The following is a 24,525-nucleotide window of genomic DNA, read 5'->3' on the forward strand; positions in this document are numbered from 1 at the left end:
CGCCATGGCCGCCCGCAAACCAACCCCCATCGAAATGACCGCGCTGTTGACGTTCCACGCGCTTCTGTCCGGGGCGTTCCTCGTCGCCTATCTGTCGGGCGACGAGGACAGCTACGGCATCCACGTCTTTTCCGGCTATGCGGCGTTGATCGCCCTGGCGTTGCGGGCGGTGGCCGGATTGTTGGCCCCTGACGGCAGCCCCCTGCGCTTTCCCCGACCGGCGCTCGCCCCGCTGCTTGGATGGGTGGCGCGGTTGGCGCGCGGCGAGGCGCAGGCCCGGCGCGAGCGCAGCCCCTTGATCGCCTGGATGGCGGCGGCCTTGTTGATCGCCGTCGGCGGGGCGGCGGCCAGCGGAGCGGCGGCGGATTTCATCCCCTCGGTTGAGCATCTGCACGAGGCGCTGGGCGATGTCGCGCTGGGCGTCGTTGTGGGGCATGTCGCGCTGGTCTTCGCCCTGCATGGGTTGAAGCGGCTGGATGGTCCGCCGGTGAAGGCGTTGCCGCGCCCGTCCGTTCCCGCGCTGTGCGTTCTGGTGGTTGGACTGGCCGTCGCGGGGGCCATGCTGGGGGGCGGTTCGGCTCTGGCGGCGGCCAACGACCCGGCTCGCGCGGCGCTGTTGACCGGCTACGCCGCCCAGGCCAAGGCGCAAAATCCGGGCTTCACCGGCTTTTCGGCGGAGCGGGGGCGGGCGCTTTATCTTGGCCCGCACAGCGGCGGCAACGTGGACACCCCGGCCTGCGCCGCCTGCCACACCGCCACGCCGACGGCAAGCGGGCGTCACAACAAGACCGGGCGGAGCATCGAGCCGATGGCGACCTCGGCCAACCCGTCGCGCTTCACCGACCCCGCCCAGGTCGAAAAGCGGTTCGAGCGCGATTGCCCCAACGTGCTGGGCCGCGCCTGCACCGCCCTGGAAAAGGGCGATTTCATCACCTTCCTGAACAGCCCGTGACCGGAGACCCCATCATGCGCTCATCCCTTCCGCGCGCCGCCCTGTTCCTGCTGCTGGCGGGCGTCGTCGTCAACGTCGGCCCGGCCAACGCCAGCCAGTTTGAGCGGGTGGCCCCGGTCACGCACGCGCCGACGCAAAAGGAATGCGGCGAATGCCACATGGCCTTTCAACCCGGCCTGTTGCCCGCCGCGTCGTGGAATCGGGTGATGGACGGCCTGTCCGATCATTTCGGCGAGAAGGCCAGCCTGCCCGCCGACAGCGCCGCCGCCATCCGCGCCTATCTGACCCAGAACGCGGGCGGCGGCGACGGGCGGTTGATCCGCATTACCGAGCAGGATTGGTGGCGGCGCAAGCATCGGCTTGATCCGGCGGTTTGGCAGCGCAAGACCGTTGGGGCCAAAAGCAATTGCGAAGCCTGCCACCGCGACGCGGGCAAAGGGTTGTACGAAGACGAATGAAATATTCAAACCTAAGAAAGAAATTTAAAAACTCAAATCAACAGCAGTGGACAACAAATAATCATTTTCTTCCTCCTTTCCGCTTGCCATAGTGGTGACGGCTTTTCCAGCAGCCACCAGGATGGACCGTCAGGACGCACAAGAACGCGCCGACCTTGAGGGCTGGAAACAACCAGAAGAAAAAGAGGGCACCATGTTTTTTTCACGCAAAAAGGCGTCGGATCAAAGCAGCGACGCCGAGTTGTTGGCGCTGCTCGACAAACACGCGGGCATCGGTCTGTGGGACGCCAAGCTGCACAACGGCGATCCCATGCACGCGAGCAGCCAATGGCGCTGGTCGGCGGAATTCCGGCGTTTGATGGGCTTTGGCGATGTTGGGGAGTTCCCAAATCTGGTCACGTCCTGGTCCGACCGGCTGCATCCCGATGACGCGGCGGCGACCTTTGCGGCCTTTGGCGCGTGCCTGGCGGATCGCACGGGGCGCACCGGCTATGACGTGGATTACCGCCTGAAGATGAAGAATGGCAGCTACCGCTGGTTCCGGGCCATCGGCGGCGTGGCGCGCGACGGGTCGGGGATGGCGGTGCGGGCCTGCGGGTCGTTGATCGACATCAACGCCGAAAAGGTCAGCGGCAGCGAAAAAGCCGAACAGATGAAGGCGTTGGCCGCGCGGTTCGAGACCAGCGTCATGAATGTGGTGCAGACGGTCTCCACCTCCGCCGGCGACATGCAATCGACCGCGCAGAGCATGTCAAACTCGGCCAAGCAGGCGGCCAACCAGACCGTGGCCATTTCCAACGCCGCCAATCAGGCGACCAGCAACGTGCAGACGGTGGCGGCGGCGACCGAGGAGCTGTCCGCCTCGATTTCCGAAATCAGCCGTCAGGTGACGGAGGCCGCCCGCGTGTCGGCCACCGCGTCGGAGGAAACCGCCCGCACCAACACCATGGTCATCGGCTTGGCCGCCGCCGCCAACAAAATCAGCGAGGTCATCAAGCTCATCAACGACATCGCCAGCCAAACCAACCTGTTGGCCTTGAACGCGACCATCGAGGCGGCGCGGGCGGGGGAGGCGGGCAAGGGCTTCGCCGTGGTGGCGAGCGAGGTGAAGGGGCTGGCCAACCAGACCGCCAAGGCGACGGAGGAAATCAGCGCGCAGATCACCGCCGTGCAGGATGAAACCCGCCGCACCGTCGAGGCGATCAAGAGCATCGGCACCGTGATCGACCAGGTTCGGCAGATCTCGTCCGGCATCGCCGTCGCCGTCGAGCAGCAGGGCGCGACCACCCAGGAAATCGCCCGGAATGTGCAGCAGGCCGCGCAGGCGACGCGCGGCGTGTCCGACAACATCAACGCGGTCAGCCAAGCCACCTCCACCGCCGGGAAATCGGCGGATCAGGTGCTCTGCTCCGTTGGGGCGTTGTCGCAGAACTCCGACCGGCTGCGGACGGAGGTCGCGAGCTTCCTGTCCTCGGTGCGGGCGGGGTGATTGACACCGGCTTGGCGCGCGCGGTCACGGCGCGCGCAACCCGGCGTTTCGGAACAGGCCGCGCGCCCGCTCGGTCTGTTCCGTCGTCGGCGGTTGGGTGTCGGAAAGCTGATAGGGCAGGGCGAGCGCCGCCCATTTCGCTTCGCCCATCTTGTGGAAGGGCAGCACGTCCACCCGTTCCACCACCCCCAGCCCGGCGGCGAATTCGGCGAGCGCGGTGATTTCGCGCTCGTCGTCGGTCAGGCCGGGAACCAGCACATAGCGCAACCACACCGGCTTGCCCAACTCGGCCAGCCGTTCGGCGAACTCCAGGGTCGGGCGCAGCGGCACGCCGGTTAGGGCGCGGTAGGTCCGTTCGGTGAAGGCCTTGATGTCCAGCAGCACCAGATCGGTGTCGGCCAGCAGAAAATCATCGGCGTGGTTGCCGAGATAGCCCGAGGTGTCGAGCGCGGTGTGCAGCCCCATCGCCTTGCAGCCGCGCAGGATCGCCGCGCAGAAATCCGGCTGAACCAACGGTTCGCCGCCGCTGAGCGTCACCCCGCCATGGCCGCGCGTGAGAAACCCGGCGGTGCTGGCGATGTCGGCCAAAACCTCGCCCGCCAGCGTCGGCGTTCCGTCGTGCATGTGGCGGGTGTCGGGGTTGTGGCAATAGAGGCAGCGCAGCGGACAGCCGGCCAGAAACAACACATAGCGCAGGCCGGGGCCGTCGAGCGTGCCGCAGCTTTCCACCGAATGGACCCAGCCCCGAACCGGCGCGGACACACCCATAGGCCCGAGGCTCATGGATCAATGACGGTCGTGGAAGGTGCGGGAAACGACGTCAAGCTGCTGCTCGCGCGTCAGCTTGATGAAATTCACCGCGTAACCCGACACCCGGATGGTCAGTTGCGGGTACAGCTCCGGGTGATCCATGGCGCGCAGCAGGGTGTCGCGGTCAAAGACGTTGACGTTGATGTGATGACCGCCCTGGGCGGCGTAGCCGTCGAGCATGCCGACCAGATTGCTGACCTGCTCCCCGTGCGTCGGCCCCAGCGCGCTGGGCACGATGGTGAAGGTGTAGCTGATGCCGTCCTGCGCGTGGGCGTAGGGCAGCTTGGCCACCGACGCCATGGAGGCGATGGCCCCCTTGCGGTCGCGGCCATGCATCGGGTTGGCGCCGGGGGCAAACGGTTCGCCCGCCTTGCGCCCGTCCGGCGTGTTGCCGGTCTTCTTGCCATAGACGACGTTGGAGGTGATGGTCAGCACCGATTGCGTCGGCACGGCGTCGCGGTAGGCCTTTTGCTTGCGCAGCAGCCCCATGAAGGTTTCCACCGCCCAAACGGCGATGCCGTCGACGCGCGGGTCGTTGTTGCCGAAGGCCGGATAATCGCCCTCGATCCGGTAATCGACGGCGAGGCCGCGCTCGTCGCGGATGACATGGACGGTGGCGTGCTTGATCGCCGACAGGCTGTCGGCCACCACGCTCAAACCCGCCACGCCGCAGGCCATGGTGCGGAAAACGTCGCGGTCGTGCAGCGCCATTTCCAACCGCTCATACATGTATTTATCGTGCATGTAGTGGATGGCGTTCAGCGTGTTCATGTAGGCTTTCGCCAGCCATTCCATCATCGGCAGGAAGCGCCCGACGACCGAGTCATAGTTGAGCACGTCGCCGGTGATCGGGGCGAAGGCCGGGCCGACCTGCTCGCCGGTGATCTCGTCGCGCCCGCCATTGATGGCGTAGAGCAGGGTCTTGGCCAGATTGGCGCGTGCGCCGAAAAACTGCATCTGCTTGCCGACGCGCATCGCCGACACGCAGCAGGCGATGGCGTAATCGTCGCCCCAATAGGCGCGCATCAAATCATCGTTCTCATACTGCAACGAACAGGTCTTGATGGACGTTTCGGCACAGAAACGTTTGAAGCCGTCCGGCAATTGTTCCGACCACAGAACGGTCAGGTTCGGTTCCGGGGCGGGGCCAAGATTGTGCAGCGTGTTCAGCATGCGGAAATTGCTTTTCGTCACCAGCGTCCGGCCATCCAGCGCCATGCCGCCCAGACATTCCGTGACCCAGGTCGGATCGCCGGAGAAAAGCTGGTCATATTCCGGCGTGCGCAGGAAGCGGACCATGCGCAGCTTGATGACGAACTGGTCGATCAACTCCTGCGCCTGCGACTCGTTCAGGGTTCCTTCGACCAGATCGCGGTTGATGTAGACGTCAAGGAAGCTGGACACCCGGCCCAGCGACATGGCCGCCCCGTTCGATTCCTTCACCGCCGCCAGATAGGCGAAATAGGTCCATTGCACCGCTTCGCGCGCGTCCGCCGCCGGGCGGGCGACGTCGAAGCCATAGGCGGCGGCCATCGTGACCAGCTCCTCCAACGCGCGGATCTGCTCGGTGATTTCCTCGCGCAGCCGCAGCGTGGATTCATCCATGCGGTCAAGCTCAAGGGAGGCGAACTGCTCGCGCTTGTCGGCGATCAGGCGGGTGGCGCCATAGAGGGCCAAGCGGCGGTAATCGCCGATGATCCGCCCGCGCCCATAGGAATCGGGCAGGCCGGTGATGATTCCCGATTTGCGGCAGCGCAGCATCTCGTCGGTGTAGACGTCGAAGACGCCGTGGTTGTGGGTCTTGCGGATCTTGGGGAACACCGCGTCCAGCGCGGGCGAGGCGGTGAAGCCATAGGCCTCCAACCCGCTTTTCACCAGCCGCCAACCGCCGAACGGCATGATGGCGCGCTTCAGCGGCTTGTCGGTCTGCAAGCCGACGATCACCTCCAAGGCGCGGTCGATGTAGCCCGGCGCGTGCGCGGTGATGGTGGAGACGACGTCGGTGTCGGCGTCGAGCACGCCGCCCTTGGTCGCCCGTTCCTGCTTCAGCAGGTCGGCGACGGTCGCCCACAGGGCCAAGGTCCGTTCGGTGGGGCCGCTGAGAAAGCCTGAGTCGCCCTCATAGGGGGTGACGTTGCGCAGGATGAAGTCGCGGACGTCAACCGACCGCCGCCACGCATCCCCGGCGAAGCCCCGCCAGGGCGACGCCGGATGCGCCGCGTCCAGGGCTAAAACCGCCGATTCCGTCAACAGGCTGTCCATGATCGAGACCTTCCCAGCAAGAGAGAAGCGTTCCATCTTGCGCCCGTCACCCGGTCTGGCCACGCGCGCCGCGTTCATCGTCAGTATACGCCCGATCGCACCCGCCGGAGCAGAGCTTCCCGCCGCCCTGCCATGCGCCGCGCCTGTGTCATGGCGCCGCGCCGATTTGCCCGCTTGCGCGTTGATCGGTCCGAGCGGCAGACTCGCTTGGTTCGCCGCGCAAGGAGGCGGAAAGATGGTTGATCCTTTGGCTCCTCTCCCGGATCCCGCCGCCGTCGGCGACATGGTTGGGGCGCATGGTCAGCGCCACGCGCTGCTGTCCCGCCTTGGCGCGTTGCGGGACAAACCCGAACCCTTGGCCGCCCTGCTGGTCGATTTGCGCGACATCGAGCATGGCGACGATCCGCGTTTCGCCCTGACGCTCGATCATTATCTGGAAAGCTGGCTGGGCGCCCGCCCGCATGAGCTGTTCCGGCTGCCCAGCCAACGCCTGCTGATTCTCGCCCCGGCGGACGCGGCGGCGCTGTTGGACAGCGGGGCGCGGACGCTGATGCACATGCTGCGCAGCCACGGGTTCGGCGTGCTGCGCTTCACCGCCTATGACGTGGCGACGCAGGTGGCGCGGCTGGCCGCCGACATCGTGCCGGGGGAGGCGCTGGACCGCGACGCGCTGCTGTCCGCCGCCGACCGGGCGCAAACCGCCGCGCTGGGCCGTCTGCTGGACGTCGAACGGGTGTTGCACGGGGCCGACCTGAACAGTCTGGTGCGGGAACAGCCGATCTGGTCCTTCGCCGATCCCGCCGCGCCGGTGGTGGTGACGACGGAGCTGGTGGTTTCGCTCGACGAGTTGGAATCGCGCCTCGACCTGCCGCTGCGCCGCGACGACTGGCTGCGGCACGAGGTGGCGGTCCGGCTCGACCAAGGGCTGCTGCGCCATCTGACGCGCGACCGCGCCCAGGATCCGCGCCCCTTCGCCATCGACCTGCACACCGGCACGGTGCTGGAGGCGCGCTTCGCCGATCTGCTGCGCCGGATTCCCGCCGAGGTCCGCCATCGCCTGACCGCCGAACTGGCCTGTTGGGAGGTCGGCCTGTCCGCCCCCCGCTTCGCCGCCGCCGCCGAACGGCTGGGCGATCTGGGATTCGCCGTCGCGGTGGACCACGCGCCTTTGTCGGCGCTCGCCAGTTTGGATTTGGGGGGCGTCGACCCGGCCTATGTGAAAGCCCTGTGGCCGCGCCACGCCGCGCCGGACGTCGTCGCCCAACTGACCGCCGCCGTCCAGCGTTTCGGGGCCGACCGGCTGGTCTTGTGGCGTTGCGACGAACCGGCGGCGCTGGACGCCGGGCGGGCCGCCGGAATCCAGCGCTATCAAGGTCCCGCCGCCGACGCGGCCGCCCGCGCCAGCGGCGAGGGGGCCAGCGGCGAGGAATCGCCCCGTCGCGGCGACCGCGCGGAAAGCGACGGCGGCGCGGATGAAACCGCCGCCGAACCAACAGCCGCTGAAGACGCGACCGAGGCCAAGCCCGGCCTGTTCGGGCGTCTGTTCGGGCGCGGGTAGGGCGGGCGCGCTCAGTCCGCCCGGCGCAAGGCCTGATCCAAATCCTCGAACAGATCGTCCAGCGACTCCAGCCCGACCGACAGGCGCAGCAGATCGTCTGGAACGGGGGAGGTGGGGCCTTCGATGCTGGCGCGGTGCTCGATCAAGCTTTCCACCCCGCCCAGCGAGGTGGCGCGCCGCCAAATCCCAACATTGGCGGCGGCGGCGATGGCGGCTTGCCGCCCGGATTTGACGCGGATCGACAGCATGCCGCCGAAACCGCCGGTCATCTGGCGGGCGGCGACGCCATGGCCGCGAAAGCCGGGCAGGCCGGGATAGAGAACCTCGGACACCGCCGGATGGGCGCTCAAGCGCTCGGCCAGGGATTGCGCCGCCGCGCTCTGCCAGCGGACGCGGGCGAACAGGGTGCGCAGGCCGCGTTGCAGCAACCACGCCTCGAAACTGCCGAGAATGCCGCCCTGCTGGGTTTGCACCGCCTTGATCCGCGCCCATTGCTCGTCCATGCGCGCGGTGGTCAGGGTTCCGGCGATCACGTCGGAATGGCCGTTCAGATATTTGGTCGCCGAATGCATGACGATGTCGGCCCCCAGATCCAACGGGCGGCAATGGACCGGCGTCGCCACCGTGCTGTCCACCGCCAGCCACGCCCCGGCCTCGTGCGCCAATTCGGCCAACGCCATGATGTCGGTGATGGTCCACAGCGGGTTGGCCGGGGTCTCGATCCAGATCAAGCGGGTTTCGCCAGGGCGCAGGGAGGCGCGCACCGCGTCGGTGTCGCTGGTGTCCACCCCCTCCACCCGCAGGCCCCAGCGGGTCGCCGGGCCGTGCAGCCAGTTGCGCAGCGCCCAATACATCTCGTCGGGCACCAACACATGATCGCCCGGATCCAGCGCCATGAACACCGCCGTCGCCGCCGCCATGCCCGAGGCGAACAGCAGCGTGTCGGCGCCGTTTTCCAGCGCGCTCAGGGTTCGGGCGGGCGTGTCGAAGGTGGGGTTGTCGGCGCGGGCGTAGACCCGCCCCCGGCTGTAAGCGTTGTCGGGGTCGCGGATGTAGGTGGTCGAGGGGTGGATCGGCGGGATGATGGCGCCGCTGGCCGCGTCCTCATACCCCAACGCGCTTGCGGCGATGGTTTCCGGGCGGTGGGGATGGTCGGACATCGCGGGGGACTCCCAAAAGACAAACGAGTCAGCCAGACTATCGGGAGATTCGCCGCCCGCGCAACGTCATTGCCCGTTGCGCAGGGCAATCGCTTGAAATTCAGTCCGCCGTTTGCAGGCGAGAGGCGTTCCACCGAGTTCGGGATGAACGACTGGCAGTCGGTCGAGTTTGGCCAGTTGCTCGTCGGTGAGACCGGCAAGCAGCGCGTCCGCCGCCCGCTTGCGGGCACGGACGCCCGGCGGCGCCGGTGTGCTCGATCACCGCCAAGGGGCGGGCAGAATGAGCTTTTCTGAGCGGAGCGCGGTGACGATGGCGGTGACGATCACTCCCGGCTTTTGCGTGGTCCTGGCGGCCTGGGCGGCGGTTTCGATCATGAGGGGAAGGTCGGGGCATCGGTCGACGGGCGCAATCGGCGAACAGGTGCGTCGGCGCGTCGATCTGAGCGGAAATCCAGACAACCAACGGGTCGATTGGTTCCTCGACCTGGGCAAGCGCGCGGCCGGACTGGCGGAGCAACGCCAATTGCACGGCGAAACCGAGCCGGTTGGCGTCACCCCGCCGCGTCAGAACGAGGTCGTGATCCGAAGAGGTGAGCGTGAAGTGGCGCGCCAGAGCTTCCCGGTCGGCGGGAACGCCGAACAAGTGCCGGAGTTCGTTCTCGTTCAGCAAACGATGTCGCGGCACGTCATTCCCCTCTCCAGCCGGCGCCGGCCTTGGAAGCCGATTCGATCGTGGGAGAGGGTTATGAACGAGCGGAAAGCGTTTTGTCACGGAACCGCGTGGCCCGACTGTCCGCTTTGCCACTCTTTGACGGACAGGTTTCCCCGTCAGGCCAGTGGATCGGCTTGACGGAGAAATGCCTCGATCAAGCCGACGCGACCACCCAAATGTCGCTGGCGGACAGCGTGCGCACATTCAACGCAGCGATGGCCGTTGCCGCCATCGCGCCATTGCCGTCGGGGTCATAGGACAGAACTCCGGTCGTCGTGTTGAAAACGAATCGGTCGTCGGCGTCCACCGGCGCGTTCAAGGCGAAGCGTCCAGCATTGAGTTGTCCTGTCGGCAACCCGCCGAACGCCGACCCCATCACCTCGATCCGGTCCTGACCACATTGGAAATCTAAGATCGCGTCTCCTCCCAAATCCGGGGTCTCAAATCGGAAAACATCCGCGCCCGCTCCGCCCACAAACGCCTCTCGCATTGACGTCGACACGAGGAGGTCATCGGCTGACGTTCCCAGCACGTTGCCGGACGTGGTGCTTCCTTGGAAGATCCTCGCGACGCCAGCCGTTCCTCCCCAGGTGGCGATGAAACCTCCATCGGGCGTCGGAGCGAAGGATGGGAGCGATTGGTCGCCAGCGGCAACGTTTGAGAGCCGGAACTCATTGCCAACCCGACCGCCGGTCGCGTCGAACCGCTGAGCGTAGGAGCCTTGTCCGCTGCCGTCCTGGTCCGCCGATTGCCAGCCGACGACAAAGCCGCCATCCGCCGTCGCGGCGACGGTTGGGCTGTTTTGTTCGCCAACGCGGTAGCTGTTGACGCGGATCGGACCACCAAGCAGAGCGCCGTTGTCGGCGAAACGCTGCGCGTAGGTGTCGTTGACGTTGCCCGAACCGTCGTTGGACTGCCACACCGTCACATAGCCGCCGCCCTTGAGCGCGACACTTCGGACAGCCCAATGTCATCGGTGAAACCAAGTCCAGCAGGGTGCGCTCCAGCAGCGGATCCCTATCGGTCAACCGCTTGCGCCCACCGCCCGGCTGGCGCAACCGCAGTCCCGACGGCGGCACGCCTGCGGCGATCTCCTTCAAACCGCGCCCAATGGTGCTCGCCGCCATTCCGGTGGCCCGCGCCACTGCGGCGATCCCTCCATGCCCAAGGGCCTGCGCCTGCGTGGCGGCGAACAGACGGCGGCCTCGTTCGTCCAGGCTCGGACGCAACAGGGCGTATTGGCGACTCAGCGCGGCTTCATCAATCATCAAACCAAAACTACAGCTTCCAACCTCCCAGCGAGAATCCCCTATCGCTCGCCCAGGATATTCGATTCATCTATTTTGGCTCAATGCCTTAGCGCCGCTGAAAAACTGTCCGCCAGATGGGGACCAGCTCAAACCATCCCGAACTATGGCGAACGGTGGCGCTATGGCGAGCGCATCTTGACGGCCTTCGTGGAGTCGACCGTCAACGTGGTGATCGACAAGCGAATGTCCAAACGCCAGCAGATGCAATGGACCAAGCAAGGCGCTCACCGTCTGCTCCAGATCCGCACCCGGACTCTCGACGGGACGCTCCGGCCCACCTTCGAGGGCTGGTTCCCCGGTCTGGCGGCAAACGATGATGCCCGAGGGGATCAAGCGGCCGCCTGATGCCGTCCCCCCAGTTTGTTCTCCTCTCCATAATCATCCGGGCATTGCGTCCAATTCCGCGATCAATTCCGCTGGTAGAAGGGTGATCACCATGACCCGGTAGCTGGCGCTCGCCATGACGAATCTGATTTGGCGACGCAGGTCCACCGGCACCTGGACGGAGTGCTGAAATTCGGCGGCGTTCTTGGGCAGAATCCATTCGATGTCGATGTAGCCCTTGGTGCTGCCGAGCCGGACATAGGCTCCGACCTGGTAGTCGTCGAAGTCGCTGACCGTGCTCCATTTCCCGGACCCCTGCTTGGTGATGGCCGTGCCGATCCGTGGCGCGTAGGATTGCGCCCAGGAGCCGAAGATGGTCTGACAGCTTTCGACGGTCAGCAGCTCCTGCGTGTTGTTCTGGAGGATCACGTCGACTTGGCGGTTGCTCTGCATGGCTAGCGATCCGTTGCTGCAAGGGTGAGCGTGAGCAGTGCGGTGATCGCCGCCGGGTCGTCGCCGACGATCTGCTCGTCGGCCAGCCACCCGTCCGCCGCCTCGCATCGCAGGGCGAACGTGCCGATCCAGGGCAGTGACCAACAAATCTGGACCGGCCCGCGCACGGACGTCAACCGCAAGAACGCCTCGGTCGGCATTTGCAGGGTCGTGGATTGTGTGGCGAAGGTCGCGGCGCTTTGCGGCTGGATGGCCGCGACCTTCGCCCGCGTCGGGCTGTCGAGCGTCCATTCGCCCAGAACGGTTTCCGCGCTGGCCACGGTCAGGGTCAGGTTGGTGGCGTTCAGGATGATGAGGCGGACACTTCGGTAAACCAACGGCATGGTGTCCTTCTCTTTATCCGGCGACCGTTTCCGGCGTCGCCCCCGGCTTCACGTCGGCGCCGCCCTTGGGAAGCTTCAGCCCCGGCTTGACCTCCGGCGTTGGCTTGACATCCGAAGCTGGCCCCAACTCGGCGTCGCTTCTGGGATTGGTGGTTCGTCGGCAATCGCTGATGGTCGCCAGCAGAACGACGGCGTCGGGGTTGGTGTTGTCGATCGTGGAATCGATCGTCAGATCGGGCACCGCTTCGACGGTCGGCCTGAAAGGCCCCATCCACGGCTGCGACCAGCGGATCGTCAAATAGCCGCGCGAGGAGCCGAAACGGACAAAGGCGGAGGTGCCGACGCACAGTTCGGTCGAAACGCTCATCCATTCGGCGGCTGTCTGCTGCGCGAGGACGAACCCCTGGGTGGGCGCCATCTTGTCCGCCCACTGCCCCACCAGCGCCGCCACGCCCTGGATGGTCAAATTCTCATTGGTGCTGTTCTGCACGACCACTTTAACGCTTCTGTAGATCTGTCCTGCCATGGGTAGCCTCCTTCATTGATGGTTTTCATACCTGTGCCGATGCTCGTCCAACCTTGGTCCTTTTGACTCCGGGCTAGGATGTCGCCGGGACCATGGGGATCGTCATGTTCGCGGTGTTGGCCTGCGTGGTCACTTGATGCGCATCACCTTCAGCAGATCCATGCAAACCGGGATGTTCGGCGCCAAAGCGGTTTCGGCCGGCTTTCCGTCGGTGGGGATGATCGGCGGCTCCGTCTTGTTGGGAAGAGCTTCGCTCGACGTCGTGCTGATCTGGTGGACATGGGTCTTGCCCGAGGCCGTCAGGTCGCCCGTAGCGGCGGCGGCCGTGTCGGTCGACGCTTGTGTCACGCCGGAAATCTGGTGCCGGTGCGCGGCGACGTGGGTGTGCGGCTGCAACAGATGGGTGTGCTCCGTCGCGCCACCCGTCGAACCGATGTCTTGAACGCTCACCACGCCCCGCACGAAGCGTTCGCTGAGGTCGGGGGTCTTCTGGCCGACCAGCGGGCTTGCCGGATCGACGATCTCGCTGCCGTCGCACAACTGAAAGCCGTCGCGGTTCCACCGCCGATTGTCGCCGGGCGGTCGCCACCAGTCGATCACCGCGCCGACCGGCAAGTCGGATATCGCGTCGGCCTGGGCGGAGCCGTCCGGAAAGATCAGGCCGCCGGTCGTCCGGATGGCGCCGTTCACGGTCAGCGTGCTGCCGACGACGGTGACGCCAATGCCGACCTGCCGCTGCGACGTCACGATCAGGTTCGGCTGGGCGTCCGGCGCGGCACGGCCAGAGAAAAAGCCGACGTCGCCCGCCGACCGAACCGTCAGCGATCCGCTCTCGAACCGCATGGCGTGATTGCCGCCGCCAGCCTGCACCGTTCCGCTGGCCTGGAAGAGCAGCGCCGCGCCGCTGTCAAGGAGGATGTCGCCGTTGCCGACGACGAGGCCCCCGGCGGCGTCGCCGGGTTCCCGCCCGATGCCCACGACGCCGACGTTTTTGACGCACAGGGCGTCGGCCAGATCGCCGGTCCTGACCCGGGCGACGACGTTCAGGTCGGCGGTAAACCGCTCGTTCCTGTGCCAGGAGCTTCGCGCCGCAGGGAATTCGGCGGTCAGGGCCAGCGTCCGTCGACCGAGCGTCTCCGCCACCATCAGCCGTTGGCCTGCCACCTGGAGCATGTCGCCGGGACGCAAAGCGGCCATGGCGCGCGCGCTGCTGCCAACGCCCACCCCGTCGGCGACGGTGATGCTTCCGGGGCCGGGTGACGGCGCCTCCGGCCGCACGGTCAACAGCGCCGGTTCTTTGGTGGTCTCGACGCCGACGACGACGCGGCCATCGATCCGCGTCGATCCAAAGACGTTGGTCCGCTGCGCGGTGACGGTCAACTCCGCCGCGCCGCCATCGACCATGCCGATCCGTGGCCGTTGGTCGTCTGGCACGTCCGGTCGGGGAAAGACGACGTGGCCGACGCGCAACCCGCAATAGCGCCGCATGGAGAGGTCGGGCGGCTGAAGGCGACCACCTGCGGTGACGACGAGCTTGGCCAGAGCGATCGGCGCGCCATCGACCGGGCGGGCGTCGACCAGGGCCAGCACCGGGGTCTCGACGCGGCGCGTCCAGCCGCCGCCATGTGGGAACGGTCGCCACTCGGCAAAGCCGTCCGTCATCGCCAGCGTCAGGTAAACGGCCAGCGGCCTGCCAGCCTTCGCCAAATCGACCACGGTGGGCCGGTCGAGCACGATCTGGCGCCCCCTGGCGTCGACGGCCATGCCGGGCGTCACCGTCACCGCGAGGCGACCGGGCACGGGGACCACCTCCAGCCCATCGGCGATGCCCCAGGTGTGCGGGCCGCCGTTGCGCAGCGTCTGGCTTCCGGCCAAATAGGCCTGTTCGTTGGTGAAATCCCTGGCCCGCAACAGGGCGTCGTCGGGATAGCAGGGCCGTTCGCGCGCATCGGTCATGGCGGTTCCCTTCATTTGATGCGCATCAGCTTCATCAGCCCGACATAGGGCGGCATGCGCGAGGCACGTTCCGTGTCGACGCTCGATGCGTCCGAATTCGGCCCGGTGTTGGCGGGGTTCGGCGCGCCGACCGTCAGATTGTCGGCATCGACCGGGTGCGTGTGGGTTCCGGCGGCCAGATCACCAACCGCCGCGTCGCCGCCGGCCTGTTCGTCAGCGGCGGCGGTCGTCGTCGGCGCCGTTACGCCGTGCTGGTGCGGCATTCCGTGGATGTGCGTCGGCGCCGTGTAGCTGTGGGTGTGGTCGTCACTGCCGATCGGATCGGAAACCGTCCAGCCAGCACGCTTGGCGCCAATGATGAAGCAGTCCGCGAGGTTGGGGAGCGCTTCGCCGAACAGCGGGCTTTCGACGTCCTTGACCGTCGAACCGTCGCAGACCTGGTAGGACGGCGGCGCCGGAAGATTGTGCTGTCCGCCCCACCAATCAATGACCGTGCCGATCGGCACGGACATCTGCGCCGTGGTCTGAACCGTGCCGTCGGGAAAGACGAAGCCGCCAGCGATGGAACGGATGGCGCCATTGACGTCGAGGGTGGCCGATGGCTCCTCATCCGCAGCAAGCCCGATGCCGACCCGACCCGCCGCCGTGAGCGTCATGACCGGGTCCGGGAGATCGCCGATCCGCCAGTCGATTGGCCCGGCGCTGCGGAACTCGACGCGCCGCTTGTTGGGGAGGAGGGCCACAACACCATCCCCGCCGGAGGCTGCGGCGTTCCCGGCTTCCGCCTGCGTCACGATCCGACCGTCGCCATCAAAGCGGACGACGCTGTCCGCGTCGGCAAGCGCGAGGTCGCCACGGGCGACGTGCAACCGGCTTTGCGGGAAGCTGGCGCCGAAACCGACCTGCCCGAAGCGGTCGACGACAAAGACGCCGTCGGTCGAGCGGTCTGCGGCGCGCACCGAAACCAGCAGCAACGGCTTGTAGGTGAAGGGGGCGTTTTCGCAATCGAGCGGCGTGTCGGTGATGAGCCGGGCCATGCCGTCGATCATGGACACGTTGTCCACGGTGGCCTGTCTGGCGGCGCCCGCGCGGTCGCGGACGATGAGGAGGTCCCCGACATGGACGACCCGGCCCAGCGCGTCGCTGGTTCCGGTCACGGTCAGATGGTCGCTGGTCAGCGTTCCCGGCCCCGGCTTGGCGACGTTGGTTCCTTGCACGTCGAGAAGCGCGCTCGGCGACAAGGTTCCGACCCCCAGGCTGCCGCCGGATACGGTTAGCACGACCGGCCCCGCGCCCGTCGCCGACGCCCCAACCACCAGGGCGACGTCCGCCGCCGCCGCGTCGATGCGCAGGCCGGTGTCCTGGCCACAACTCCAGCCAGCGACGCTCGCGCAGAGGTCGCCGCCCGACCGCCGGAAACGGATCGCCCCCGCTGGCGCGCCAACATACCGGCGGCCAAGCGGGGTGAAGCCCGGCGGCGGCGCGCCGGGTCCGCAGGCCCCCAGCGCCAGCTTGATCCCCTCGACCGGGGCGAGCGCCGTTTCGGCGCGCCATTCCAGCGCGGCGTCCTCGCGGATGTAGGGCGGACCGTCGCCGAGCGGCGGCAACCGGATCTCCGCGTAGGCGATCGTGAGATACTGCACGCCCGCGTCCGGCGGTCCGCCGACGCGCCGTGGCCGGTCGAGCAGGATCAGCCGCCCCTCCTTGTCGATCGCGAGGCCGGGCGCGACGTCGAAGCCGCTTCCCGCCGCCGTGACGGTCAAACCACTCACGACCCCCCAGTCGAACAACGCCGACGCCCCCAGACTCGCCATTCCGATCTGGTGCGCCTGGGCGTCGGCATAGTCCGCCTGCGCCAGGAACTCCCCGTCGAAATAGGCGACTTCGGTGGTTTCAGCGGTCGGCATCGGGCCTCACTTGATTCGGATGATTTTGACGAGCCGCGCCGAGCGCGGCGTGTTGTCGGCGGGACCCGTCATGAACGAGGCGCTTGAGGCGGTGTTTTGCGCTGTTTGCCCCTCCCATTTTCTCAGCCCGAGATCGATGGCGTGGTGGTGGCCGACGGCGGCGCCAGCCTGTTCGCCGATGCCGCTGGCCTGCCCGGGCGCGGTGTCGGACTGCGTGAGCGTCGCGGCGCTCGCGTGATCGTGCGGGACAGCGTGGGAGTGCGCTGGCAAACTCCCGACCGTGTGCGTGTGCGTCTCCGCGCCGCCGACGCCGCCGATCCGGTCATGGCTGGTGGTCCCCCGGACATAGTGGTTGAGGAGGTCCGGCGCCCGCTTGCCTTTGTAAGGGCTGTCCTGGTCGTCGATCATCTGGCCCTCGCAGACGACGAATTCCGCAGGGAGGGTCAGTTCCTTGCCGGTCGGGCCGGGCCACCAGTCAACCACCGTGCCGATTTCGATGGCGGCCCCGGAGACTGCGGCGGTGTGCTGCACGGCGTCGCTGCCGAACTGAAAGCCCCCGCTCAGCGATTGCACCGGCCCCACCACCGTCAGGAGCGCTGGCGTGGCGCCAACGGGCGCCGGGTCGGGCAGTATTGGGTCGCTGCCGATCCAGACGTCGAAGGGGGCGTGGTCGTCGGATCGGGGCGCGACGCCGCGCACGGTCAGCGCCGCCATGCCCGACTTGCCAGGAAGCACCGCGACCGTTCCGGAGGCGCAGAGCGCGATTGGTTTTCCGTCGGGTCCGGCGGCGTCGAACAGCACGCAGCAATCCGTGCCGACGCCGACCAGCCCGCCGCCGTCGAACCGAATCGCCCGGTCGCCGTCGAGCGCGACGCCGCCCCTCACGCTCAGCCGGGCGGACCCGGAACCGGGTTCCATGCCGATGCCGGCGTGACCAGCCTGATCGACCGTCAGCAGACGATCGCCGTCCAGGTTGCGGACGCTGAGGAGCATGGCGTTTGCGCCTTCAAGATCCAGTTGGGCTTGCGGCTCCAGCGCGCCGACGGCCAGACCGCCCGCCATGGCCACCGAACCAGCGAAGCGCACCCGGTCGGCCAGGACGCCGAGACCGCCATCCTCCCGCCCGGCGACCGTCGCGCCCACCCGCCCGGCCTGCGCGTCGATGAGCTGGAGCGACGCCAGATTGAAGCCGCAGTAACGCCGCGACTCCTGGTCCACGCGCTGGATCCGACCGTCGGCGTTCAGGGTCACGCGGGCGAGGAAGACGGCGTCAGGCTCCACCCCGGCGCTGGTGCTGCGGAAGAAGGCGACCGGGCGGCGCGCAATCCGCTTGTAGCCGAGCGTCCCGGCCTCCCGCGACAGCGCCGTCGGCGCCACGTCGCTGCGGATGAACAGGTTGGCGTCCAGGCTTCCGAGCGACGGCACGGAAACGGTCAAAGCCGCCGACAGAACGATCTCCCCACCGTTCGGATCGATGGCGAGGCCGCTGCCGACCGTCACCGCCAACCTCTCGTCGCCGGTCATCGCCACCGCCAGGCCGTTGGCGATTCCCCAGGTGTGCAGGTCGCGGTTGGCGCGGGCGCGCGCCTCGTCGAAATAATTCCGCTCCGCGACGAAATCGTCGCGGCCCAGCTCCATGCCGTTGAAGTAGTTGGGAAGGGAGAGCGGCGAGCCAGCCATCGCGTCAGCCCTCGGGATGCGAAGACGGCGGGGCGCCCTGCCGCTCAAGCTGCTCCACCCGCGCCGCAAGAGTCTTCACGGCCTCCACCAGCAGGCCGACCAGCTCGACCGTCGCCACGGCTTTCACCCCCTCGGCGTCGGTCCGCACGAGGGCGGGGAGCGCCGCCTCAACCTCCCGCGCGCGGACGGAGAGCCGCCGCCGCCCGTCCGGCGCGGTGAAGGCGACGCCGGTGAGCGAGCGCAGCGTCGCCAGCGCGTCGGCGATCGGTTCGGCGTCGGATGGTGGCGGGGCTGGTGGCGGGGCGGCATCCCCCAGGGCGGGTTGGACAGCGGTTTCGGCGGCGGTTTCGACGTCAGCCTCGGTGACGGCTTTCGTGGCTGGCGCCTGGATGGTCAGCGTCGCGACCTGACGTCCGGTGGCGCCAACCGACGTGATCGCCTGGTTCTGGACGATAACCACGCCAAGGATGACGCCGCTGACCTCGTCCAGATCGGCGGACGATTTTTGCGAAATGTCGATCATCGGAATTTCAGAGATGACATGCGACGATCTCAGATCCTGTTCGTTGGGATCGGACCCGTCCGCCAGCCTCAGATCATCGCTGTATTTGAGAACGACAAAATACGTGCCGTCCGCCTGCGCGGTGTCCGGCGAGGGCAGCGACGCGTCGTCCGCCAGGACCACCGTCACGCCGTTTTCGTCGAAGGCGAGGCCGCTGGATACGTTGTCGATGTCAAGGACGAGGCCGGAGGCGACGCCCCGCGTGTACAGGCTCTTGTTGATTGCCTGCGTCACGTCGCGGAAATACTGCTGATCGCGGATGAAGTCCGCCGCTTCGAGCAATTCGCCGTCGAAATAGTATGTTCTCGTCAGTTCCATGGGGACTTCCTGTTTCGCGGGCCGCAGGTCAACTGGTCATTTTGATCGTGTAGGTCGTGTGCGCGGGCTTCTCCTGATCGACGATGCGGCTCAGGAAGGTCTTGGCGGCGGGGCGGGACTTCGACTTGACGCCCTCCACGGTGATGAGGAACGAATAGGGTCGCACGCCGCCCAGCACGGGGCCTTCGCTTCGCGTCGGATAGGCGGGACGGAGCTTCGTGGTCCGACCGACGGTCATCGGCATGCCGTCGGTGAGATCCGTGACCGTGATTGTGGCGTCGCTGGAAATTGGCCCCGACCCGACGGCGAGGATGGTCAGCAGCTTCTGAAGCCCCGCCGCCGTGCCGCGCTCGCGGAACACCGGCAGGATGGACGCCAGATTGCGGCGCTGATCGTCCACCGAGCGGGGAACGCCGCCCTGGTAGCCGAACCATGCGCCTTGCCAAGCGAATTGCGCGGTGAGCCAGTCGTTGACCGCCGCCGTGACGGCGAGCTTCCAGGCGTCCTCGTCGTCCTCGCCAGCCTGCGGCAGGACGATGCCGAAATAGTCGTTCAGCGCGTTGACCTTCGACCATTGCAGGCTGTCGGCGTCACGCGGGTCGGTCAGGGGAGGGAGGGAGGCGTCGCTCTCCGGGAACAGGAACGACAGGCGCGGATAGAACAGGTCGGGCAGCGCGTCGATGACCGTCGCCATCGCCCGTCGCTGCACGGTGATGGGCGGCGGCGGCTTGCTCGGGTCGGGCGCCGGTCCCAGCAGGTTCTGGAAGATCCACAGATAGCGGTCGAGCACCCGCTGCCCGGCCGCGTCGGCTTGCTCGAAAAAGGGCGGCAGGGACCGGATGTAAGGGCGCGGCGGATCCGTCGTCATCACCACACTCCCGTCAGGGGCAACCGGGTGTCAAGGCCGACGGTGCTGCGGACGGCGACCTCAATCGGCCCATAGCTCTTGTCCAGCACCTCGACGACGAGCCGCCAGAGCTGCGGCAGGCCGACCCGATCCGGCCGACCAAGGTAGCTGGGCGGCCCAGCCGAGCTGTTGTCCCAGCCCACGACGGCCCGTCCGACTTGCAGCCCGATGATGGTTTCCAGCGCGACCTGCACCGGCTGGTTGACGTCGACGCCAGCGACGCCAAGCACGACCGCCCGGATGTCGTTCTCCAGGACCGGGCGGTCGTAAGGCCACCCCGTGCCGTCGATCCCGCCGGTGAGGGGAGACAGCAGGGCCTGGATCGCGTCGTTGATCTGGAACCCGATGGTCCAGGGGTCATAGCGGTCGGCGATGGCGGCGCACTGGAGGCGGATGACGAGCGGCGTCATCACCGGCATTTCGACGGCGACCGGGGTGCCCAGCAGGCGGCGCGGCTGCAAGTAGGCGCGAACAGCCGCCAGAACTCGGGAATAGCACAGATCCGCTTGCGAGAGTCCGCTTGGCCTGAGCGTCGCCTTCACCGTCACCAGGGGCGCTCCGGGCGTGTAGTGCGTCGATTGCGGCCGCTTGGTGAGCCACCATTTCCAGACCGAGTCGAGGACCGGCAGGACCCGGAGCCACGGCGCTTCGGCCCGCACCATGACCCGACGGATGGCGTAGCCGACCGACAGGTTGGCGAGGGTGTCCGTGACCGACCGGGTGACGGCGGCGAAATCCTCGGCGCTGACAAGGCGGTAGGGCGCGTGCCAGAAGGCCAGAACGCGCGTGCGCAGGTCGGCGGGATCGAACGCCGCGCCGGCCTCGATCTCGGCCAGATAGCGGGCCAGGGCCAGTCGGTCGGGATCCAGCAGGATGATGTTCTTCGGCGGCAGCCGGATGAGGTTGCCAGCGGAGTCGCGGGCGACGTTCCTCTCCAGGTCGCGGATCAGCTTGGCGAGGTCCGGTCCGGAGGCGCCGACCACCAGCCGCAGGAAGTTGAGGTAAAGTTCGCGCGGCAGCGTGTCGATCCGGTAGAGCGTCGTGTCGCCGAGCCAGCAGAGGAGCTGAAGCAGGGCTATTCCCGGATCGGAATAATTAAAGTCGGTCCACTGGCGGCTGTATTGCGGGATCGCCGCCGTCAGCTCCTGTTGCAGACTGGCGTAAGTCTTGTCGCTGAGCGACGGCAGATCAAAGCGCGTCGGCATCGGCGGACTCGACGGTGGTTTTGCCAGCGGTGGGCAATTGGTTGGGCTTGAGGACGACGCCGCTCCTGCCGTCGTCCACCGTGACTTTCTGGACCAGGCCGACGCCGGGGCAGGCGCTGGCCATGGCGGCGACGACGCCCGCGTCGACGCGGGCGCCGATGCGCCAGCCGACGCCGCCCGGCCCGCCGGTCAGCGGGTTGAAGAAGGCCGCATACGCCGCCTTGATCGCTTCGCTGGCGGTGTCGAGCGTCGAGCCGTCGGCCGGGACGATCACGAAAACCGCGTCGATCGGCACATAGTCCGGCCCGCCTGCGGTGATCAGCGGGCCAAGCAGCGGCAGCGCCCGGCCCCGGACGAAGCCCTCGACCTGGTTGCGCAGGTCGACGCTGGGCTGCGGCGTCGGACCGGGGCCGTTCGGCAGGAGGATCAGACGGATCAGCGCCGGGTCGCCGTCAAGACAGACCGCCTGCGCCACCTCCTGCGAGGCGGCGAGCGCCAGCGTCGCGAAATCCGCCGTAGTGACCGCCCGGTCCATGGCGCGGATTTGGCCGGGCGCCCGCGCCGACAGCGAGGCGAGCGTGTCGGCTTCGAGGCCGCCGGTGGCGGCGATGACGTTGCGCACCGACGCGATCGCCGGGATGATCTGCTGTAGGTCGTTCAGCACCCCGGCGCCGACGTTGCCCGCCGCGCCGCCGCCGTTGCGGTACGAGGCGGCGCGGATGTTGCGTTCCCCCTCCGGCGGGACGAGGCCGACGACGCCGTTGCCGAACGTCAGCGCGCCGACGCTGTAATCAAGCGCGTAGTGGCGGCTGGTCGGCGTCGAGAAGTCGAAATTGGCGACCTCCTCCCAGCGAATCCACGCCCGCCCGGCCTCTTCGCCATCCGCCAGCGGCGGCGGGACGGGGCTGCCCGGCGCCAGCGCCGGCGCCGGCGGAAGCGGTTCCAACACCTCGATCACGGCGCCCGCCAGGATTGGGCTTTGCGGCAGCAGGAACGTCTGGTCCGGCGCGCCGGTGCTCGAACCGATCACCACGTCGTCATACGTGACGGCGTTGACGGTCGGGGCGACGTTCGGAACGATGGCGGTCATCCAGCATGGCGGCGGTCCCTCAGGACCGGCGACCTTCAACCAATAGAGGTCCTGCCCGAACAGACTGCTGCGCGCGAAGGAGCGGGGCGTGAGCACGGTCAGGATGCCTTGCGGCCTGGTCTGGCCGTCGGCGCCGACCGGCAGCAGCTTCTGCCAGCCACCGGCCCCCCCCCGGCGTCCCAGGCGTGCAGCGTCAGCGGCGTCGGCGCGTCGCTGCCAGACGCCGCCGCCATCGGGTCGGTCGGCGGCGGGTCGAAGGTGATCTCAGTGTTGCCGGAGGTGGCGAACAGCAGGGTCAGCGGGCGACCGGCGACCACCGCGTCGTTGCGGGCGTCGAGGCCCAGGTAGAACACCGGCGCGGCCTCGGGCCAGGGTTGGAAGGGCTGGACGCCGAGCGGAGCGCAGTCAAAGCCGTTGCACTGGAGCCGCTGGTCGGGAAGCTTGACCATGCGGCCCGCGATCCCCAGCGCCTTGACGAAGGGCGGCGTGTAGCTGGCGGGCTGATACTCGAAGCCGAAATTGATGTCGGCCTGCTTGAGCAGCGCGATGGCCGCGTCCTTGTTGCCGACGTAAGCGCCGATGATGGTGTCGACGACGTATTCCGCTGAGCGCGTGACCACCAGCCCGGCCGCGCCGCCATAGCCGCCGTCTGCGATGCGCGCCCGTATCCAGTAGTTCAGGGTGTCGTTGATCGCCGTCGGCTCGATCTGCGGACACGTGAACGTCACCGTGCCGTCGCGGGTGAGGCTGGCGGTCCCGTCGGTGACGGCGAGCGCGCTCCAGCCCGCGCCATCCCAAAACTCCCAAGCCAGCGCGACGTGCTGCGGCGGATCGATCCTTTCCAGACGGAAGACGAGGTCCACGATCATGTCGGCGCGGCTGAACACGGTCTGGCTGGCGAGGTAGAAGGCGTCTTGCAACGCTGGCTCGGCGCCGAACGGCTGTCCGCCCTTCTTCAGGTCGACCTCCTGGCTGTTGTAGAACGCCGCGTCCACGGCGACCGCCGACAGCGTCAGGGCGAGCGCCACGGAGTAGATGGCCGGCAGCGCGTCCTTCAGAAACGGCGCGATGCGCACCCCGGCGGCTGGCGACAAGCGCAGCCAACGGGCCGGGACGCCATTGACCATGCCGACCGGCAGCGTCGGCATCCCGGCGAACGACACCGTCAGCGTGTCGCAGGTCGCCACGATCTCTGGATTCAGCGTTTGGCCGTCCGCGTTCGAGCAGACGGCGAAATAACTGGCGTAGAGGTTGGCCCCTTCAAAGGTGAGCGACAGTTCGCCTTGCAGGCCCTCGCAATCAAAGCACGGATCGCTGATGCAAATGGCGTGATCGAAGGGGCGCTGCGCCGGATCCTCGCCGAACAGCGGGAAGGGCGGCCCGCCGCCGCCGATGCGGTCGGAACAGTCGACCAGGGCGTCAGCCGTCGGATCGACCGCGTAGGCGGCGGTGACGGCGAGCGGCAGCACGATCAGATCGGCTGTGGTCTCGAACACCACGCCGGGCGCGTCGACGCCGATGACCTGCGTGCGCCGAAGCACCGGAACCACGGCGTCGCCGCTGGAGGTGAAGGCCACCGGCGTTCCCGCCGCCCGCGCCGCCCGCAGGGTGATCCCCATAAAGTCCCAGAAGCCGAGCGCGTATTTGTCCGGCGCGCCGTTCAGCGGCGTCGTCAGCTTCTGGAACAGCTCGCCGAACAGCTTGAACAGGACCAGGCCCGGATCGGCGCCGTCGAACCAGCGCGGATCGAGCAGGTTGCCGTCCTCGTCGGCGGGGAACCCCGCCGCCCATTCTGGAATCGTCCGCACCGCCGCGTCGAGGCACGCCTGATAGACGTCCTCCGGCGTTCGCGCGTCAAGCGTTGGCGCGGCGGTCGGCAGGGCCATGATCACGCGTCGGCCTTGTCAGCCGGGACCGCAAGGGTCTCTTCGAGGACCTGGATGGCGCCGGCGATGCGCAGCATGGTGGTCTGCAAATCGGCCCGACGCGTGTCCAGCGCGGCGAGCTGCTCCTGGCCGGCCCGGTACTCCGCGCGCAGCGTTTCCAGCCGCTCCTTCAGGCGTTTTTCAAGGTTCTGGTCAGCGTCACTCATGGCGTTCACCCTAGGTAAAATGGATAGACGAGATTCTGGCGGCGGTTGAAGGACAGGATTTCGTAATCGATGGCGATCAACAGGCGTTCGCGCAGCCCGCGATCCGGCGAGGCGGTGACGTCGATCACGCGGATGCGCGGCTCCCAGGCCTCCAACGCGGCGCGCACCGCGTAGGCGGCCAGATTGATCGCCGTGTCGTTGTTCGCCTGGAACACCATGCGCGCGAGGTCGCAGCCGAACTCCGGCTCCATCACGCGCTCGCCCTTGGCGGTTTGCAGGATCTGTAGGATCGACTGGCGAATCAGCGCCTCGTCCGCCGCCATGGCGAAGCGACCGCCGGTCACGCCGAATGGAAAGGCCCAGCCATTGCCGAGAAAATCCGAGGAGGAGGAGGTCGTGTCCGCCATGGCT

Annotated in this window: 22 protein-coding genes and 2 pseudogenes; 5 read left to right on the forward strand and 19 right to left on the reverse strand. The window is 67.6% G+C overall.

Features of this window, described 5'->3' with window-relative positions:
* Positions 1 to 4: 4 nt before the first annotated feature.
* The 3 genes from D3877_RS30315 to D3877_RS23895 all read left to right on the forward strand — a co-directional run bounded on the left by D3877_RS30315 (position 5) and on the right by D3877_RS23895 (position 2,899).
* Positions 5 to 952 carry a DUF1924 domain-containing protein gene (locus tag D3877_RS30315; RefSeq protein WP_238475051.1) on the forward strand — a complete coding sequence of 316 codons (948 nt, stop codon included), beginning with the start codon at positions 5 to 7 and terminating at the stop codon, positions 950 to 952.
* A gap of 14 nt (positions 953 to 966) precedes the next feature.
* Positions 967 to 1,410 carry a diheme cytochrome c gene (locus D3877_RS23890; RefSeq protein ID WP_119833604.1) on the forward strand — a complete coding sequence of 148 codons (444 nt, stop codon included), beginning with the start codon at positions 967 to 969 and terminating at the stop codon, positions 1,408 to 1,410.
* 193 nt (positions 1,411 to 1,603) lie between these two features.
* Positions 1,604 to 2,899 (forward strand): methyl-accepting chemotaxis protein, encoded by a 1,296-nt coding sequence (locus tag D3877_RS23895; protein WP_119833313.1) that lies wholly within the window; start codon positions 1,604 to 1,606, stop codon positions 2,897 to 2,899.
* Between the two features lie 24 nt (positions 2,900 to 2,923).
* On the opposite strand, the gene pflA is transcribed toward D3877_RS23895, so the two are convergent.
* Both pflA and pflB read right to left on the reverse strand, forming a co-directional pair.
* Positions 2,924 to 3,667, reverse strand: coding sequence for a pyruvate formate-lyase-activating protein (gene pflA, locus D3877_RS23900; RefSeq protein WP_238475052.1), 744 nt, complete (start codon positions 3,665 to 3,667; stop codon positions 2,924 to 2,926).
* An 18-nt stretch (positions 3,668 to 3,685) separates the two neighbouring features.
* Entirely contained in the window at positions 3,686 to 5,971 is a 2,286-nt protein-coding gene (gene pflB / locus D3877_RS23905) for a formate C-acetyltransferase (RefSeq protein WP_119833605.1), read from the reverse strand.
* A gap of 235 nt (positions 5,972 to 6,206) precedes the next feature.
* Between pflB and D3877_RS23910 the strand changes: the two genes are divergently transcribed.
* Positions 6,207 to 7,529, forward strand: coding sequence for an EAL domain-containing protein (locus D3877_RS23910; RefSeq protein WP_119833315.1), 1,323 nt, complete (start codon positions 6,207 to 6,209; stop codon positions 7,527 to 7,529).
* Between the two features lie 11 nt (positions 7,530 to 7,540).
* Here the strand turns inward: D3877_RS23910 and D3877_RS23915 are convergent, their stop codons facing one another.
* From D3877_RS23915 to D3877_RS31080, 4 genes and pseudogenes are all read right to left on the reverse strand, one after another.
* Positions 7,541 to 8,689 carry a trans-sulfuration enzyme family protein gene (locus D3877_RS23915; protein ID WP_119833316.1) on the reverse strand — a complete coding sequence of 383 codons (1,149 nt, stop codon included), beginning with the start codon at positions 8,687 to 8,689 and terminating at the stop codon, positions 7,541 to 7,543.
* Positions 8,690 to 8,789: 100 nt separating this feature from the next.
* Complete coding sequence (locus D3877_RS23920) at positions 8,790 to 9,605, reverse strand: DUF4158 domain-containing protein (protein WP_119833317.1); 816 nt, start codon at positions 9,603 to 9,605, stop codon at positions 8,790 to 8,792.
* Entirely contained in the window at positions 9,556 to 10,329 is a 774-nt protein-coding gene (locus tag D3877_RS23925) for a M10 family metallopeptidase C-terminal domain-containing protein (protein ID WP_119833318.1), read from the reverse strand. Before D3877_RS23925 ends, D3877_RS23920 begins: the two co-directional genes overlap by 50 nt.
* A 25-nt stretch (positions 10,330 to 10,354) precedes the next feature.
* Positions 10,355 to 10,669: pseudogene (locus D3877_RS31080) on the reverse strand (ISAzo13 family transposase); the annotation flags it as partial.
* A gap of 132 nt (positions 10,670 to 10,801) precedes the next feature.
* On the opposite strand from D3877_RS31080, the pseudogene D3877_RS23930 reads away from it, so the two are divergent.
* Positions 10,802 to 11,056: pseudogene (locus tag D3877_RS23930) on the forward strand (ISKra4 family transposase); the annotation flags it as partial.
* A gap of 33 nt (positions 11,057 to 11,089) precedes the next feature.
* Here D3877_RS23930 and D3877_RS23935 read toward each other — a convergent pair.
* The 13 genes from D3877_RS23935 to D3877_RS23995 all read right to left on the reverse strand — a co-directional run bounded on the left by D3877_RS23935 (position 11,090) and on the right by D3877_RS23995 (position 24,521).
* On the reverse strand, positions 11,090 to 11,488 hold the full coding sequence (locus D3877_RS23935) for a hypothetical protein (RefSeq protein ID WP_119833319.1): 399 nt from the start codon (positions 11,486 to 11,488) through the stop codon (positions 11,090 to 11,092).
* A gap of 2 nt (positions 11,489 to 11,490) precedes the next feature.
* Positions 11,491 to 11,871, reverse strand: a complete 381-nt coding sequence (locus tag D3877_RS23940) for a hypothetical protein (RefSeq protein ID WP_119833320.1) — start codon at positions 11,869 to 11,871, stop codon at positions 11,491 to 11,493.
* Positions 11,872 to 11,884: 13 nt separating this feature from the next.
* Positions 11,885 to 12,397 carry a hypothetical protein gene (locus tag D3877_RS23945; protein WP_147395276.1) on the reverse strand — a complete coding sequence of 171 codons (513 nt, stop codon included), beginning with the start codon at positions 12,395 to 12,397 and terminating at the stop codon, positions 11,885 to 11,887.
* A 129-nt stretch (positions 12,398 to 12,526) separates the two neighbouring features.
* Positions 12,527 to 14,353, reverse strand: coding sequence for a hypothetical protein (locus D3877_RS23950; protein WP_147395277.1), 1,827 nt, complete (start codon positions 14,351 to 14,353; stop codon positions 12,527 to 12,529).
* A gap of 11 nt (positions 14,354 to 14,364) precedes the next feature.
* Entirely contained in the window at positions 14,365 to 16,260 is a 1,896-nt protein-coding gene (locus D3877_RS29995) for a hypothetical protein (RefSeq protein WP_158599987.1), read from the reverse strand.
* A 6-nt stretch (positions 16,261 to 16,266) separates the two neighbouring features.
* Positions 16,267 to 17,940, reverse strand: a complete 1,674-nt coding sequence (locus D3877_RS23960; protein ID WP_147395278.1) for a hypothetical protein — start codon at positions 17,938 to 17,940, stop codon at positions 16,267 to 16,269.
* A gap of 4 nt (positions 17,941 to 17,944) precedes the next feature.
* Positions 17,945 to 18,820 carry a hypothetical protein gene (locus D3877_RS23965; protein ID WP_119833324.1) on the reverse strand — a complete coding sequence of 292 codons (876 nt, stop codon included), beginning with the start codon at positions 18,818 to 18,820 and terminating at the stop codon, positions 17,945 to 17,947.
* A gap of 28 nt (positions 18,821 to 18,848) precedes the next feature.
* Positions 18,849 to 19,688: a hypothetical protein gene (locus D3877_RS23970; RefSeq protein WP_119833325.1), complete on the reverse strand. Its 840-nt coding sequence runs from the start codon at positions 19,686 to 19,688 to the stop codon at positions 18,849 to 18,851.
* Positions 19,688 to 20,932, reverse strand: a complete 1,245-nt coding sequence (locus D3877_RS23975) for a baseplate J/gp47 family protein (protein WP_119833326.1) — start codon at positions 20,930 to 20,932, stop codon at positions 19,688 to 19,690. The genes D3877_RS23970 and D3877_RS23975 overlap by 1 nt, the downstream gene beginning before the upstream one ends.
* On the reverse strand, positions 20,916 to 22,118 hold the full coding sequence (locus tag D3877_RS23980) for a putative baseplate assembly protein (RefSeq protein ID WP_119833327.1): 1,203 nt from the start codon (positions 22,116 to 22,118) through the stop codon (positions 20,916 to 20,918). The genes D3877_RS23975 and D3877_RS23980 overlap by 17 nt, the downstream gene beginning before the upstream one ends.
* 2 nt (positions 22,119 to 22,120) lie before the next feature.
* Positions 22,121 to 23,908, reverse strand: a complete 1,788-nt coding sequence (locus D3877_RS23985) for a baseplate J/gp47 family protein (RefSeq protein WP_119833328.1) — start codon at positions 23,906 to 23,908, stop codon at positions 22,121 to 22,123.
* 2 nt (positions 23,909 to 23,910) lie between these two features.
* Positions 23,911 to 24,114: a hypothetical protein gene (locus tag D3877_RS23990; RefSeq protein ID WP_119833607.1), complete on the reverse strand. Its 204-nt coding sequence runs from the start codon at positions 24,112 to 24,114 to the stop codon at positions 23,911 to 23,913.
* Between the two features lie 5 nt (positions 24,115 to 24,119).
* The gene (locus tag D3877_RS23995) at positions 24,120 to 24,521 is read right to left on the reverse strand and encodes a GPW/gp25 family protein (protein WP_119833329.1); all 402 of its coding nucleotides are present in this window, start codon (positions 24,519 to 24,521) and stop codon (positions 24,120 to 24,122) included.
* Positions 24,522 to 24,525 lie beyond the last annotated feature (4 nt).

It is taken from the genome of Azospirillum cavernae (genome assembly GCF_003590795.1).
Taxonomy (GTDB): domain Bacteria; phylum Pseudomonadota; class Alphaproteobacteria; order Azospirillales; family Azospirillaceae; genus Azospirillum; species Azospirillum cavernae.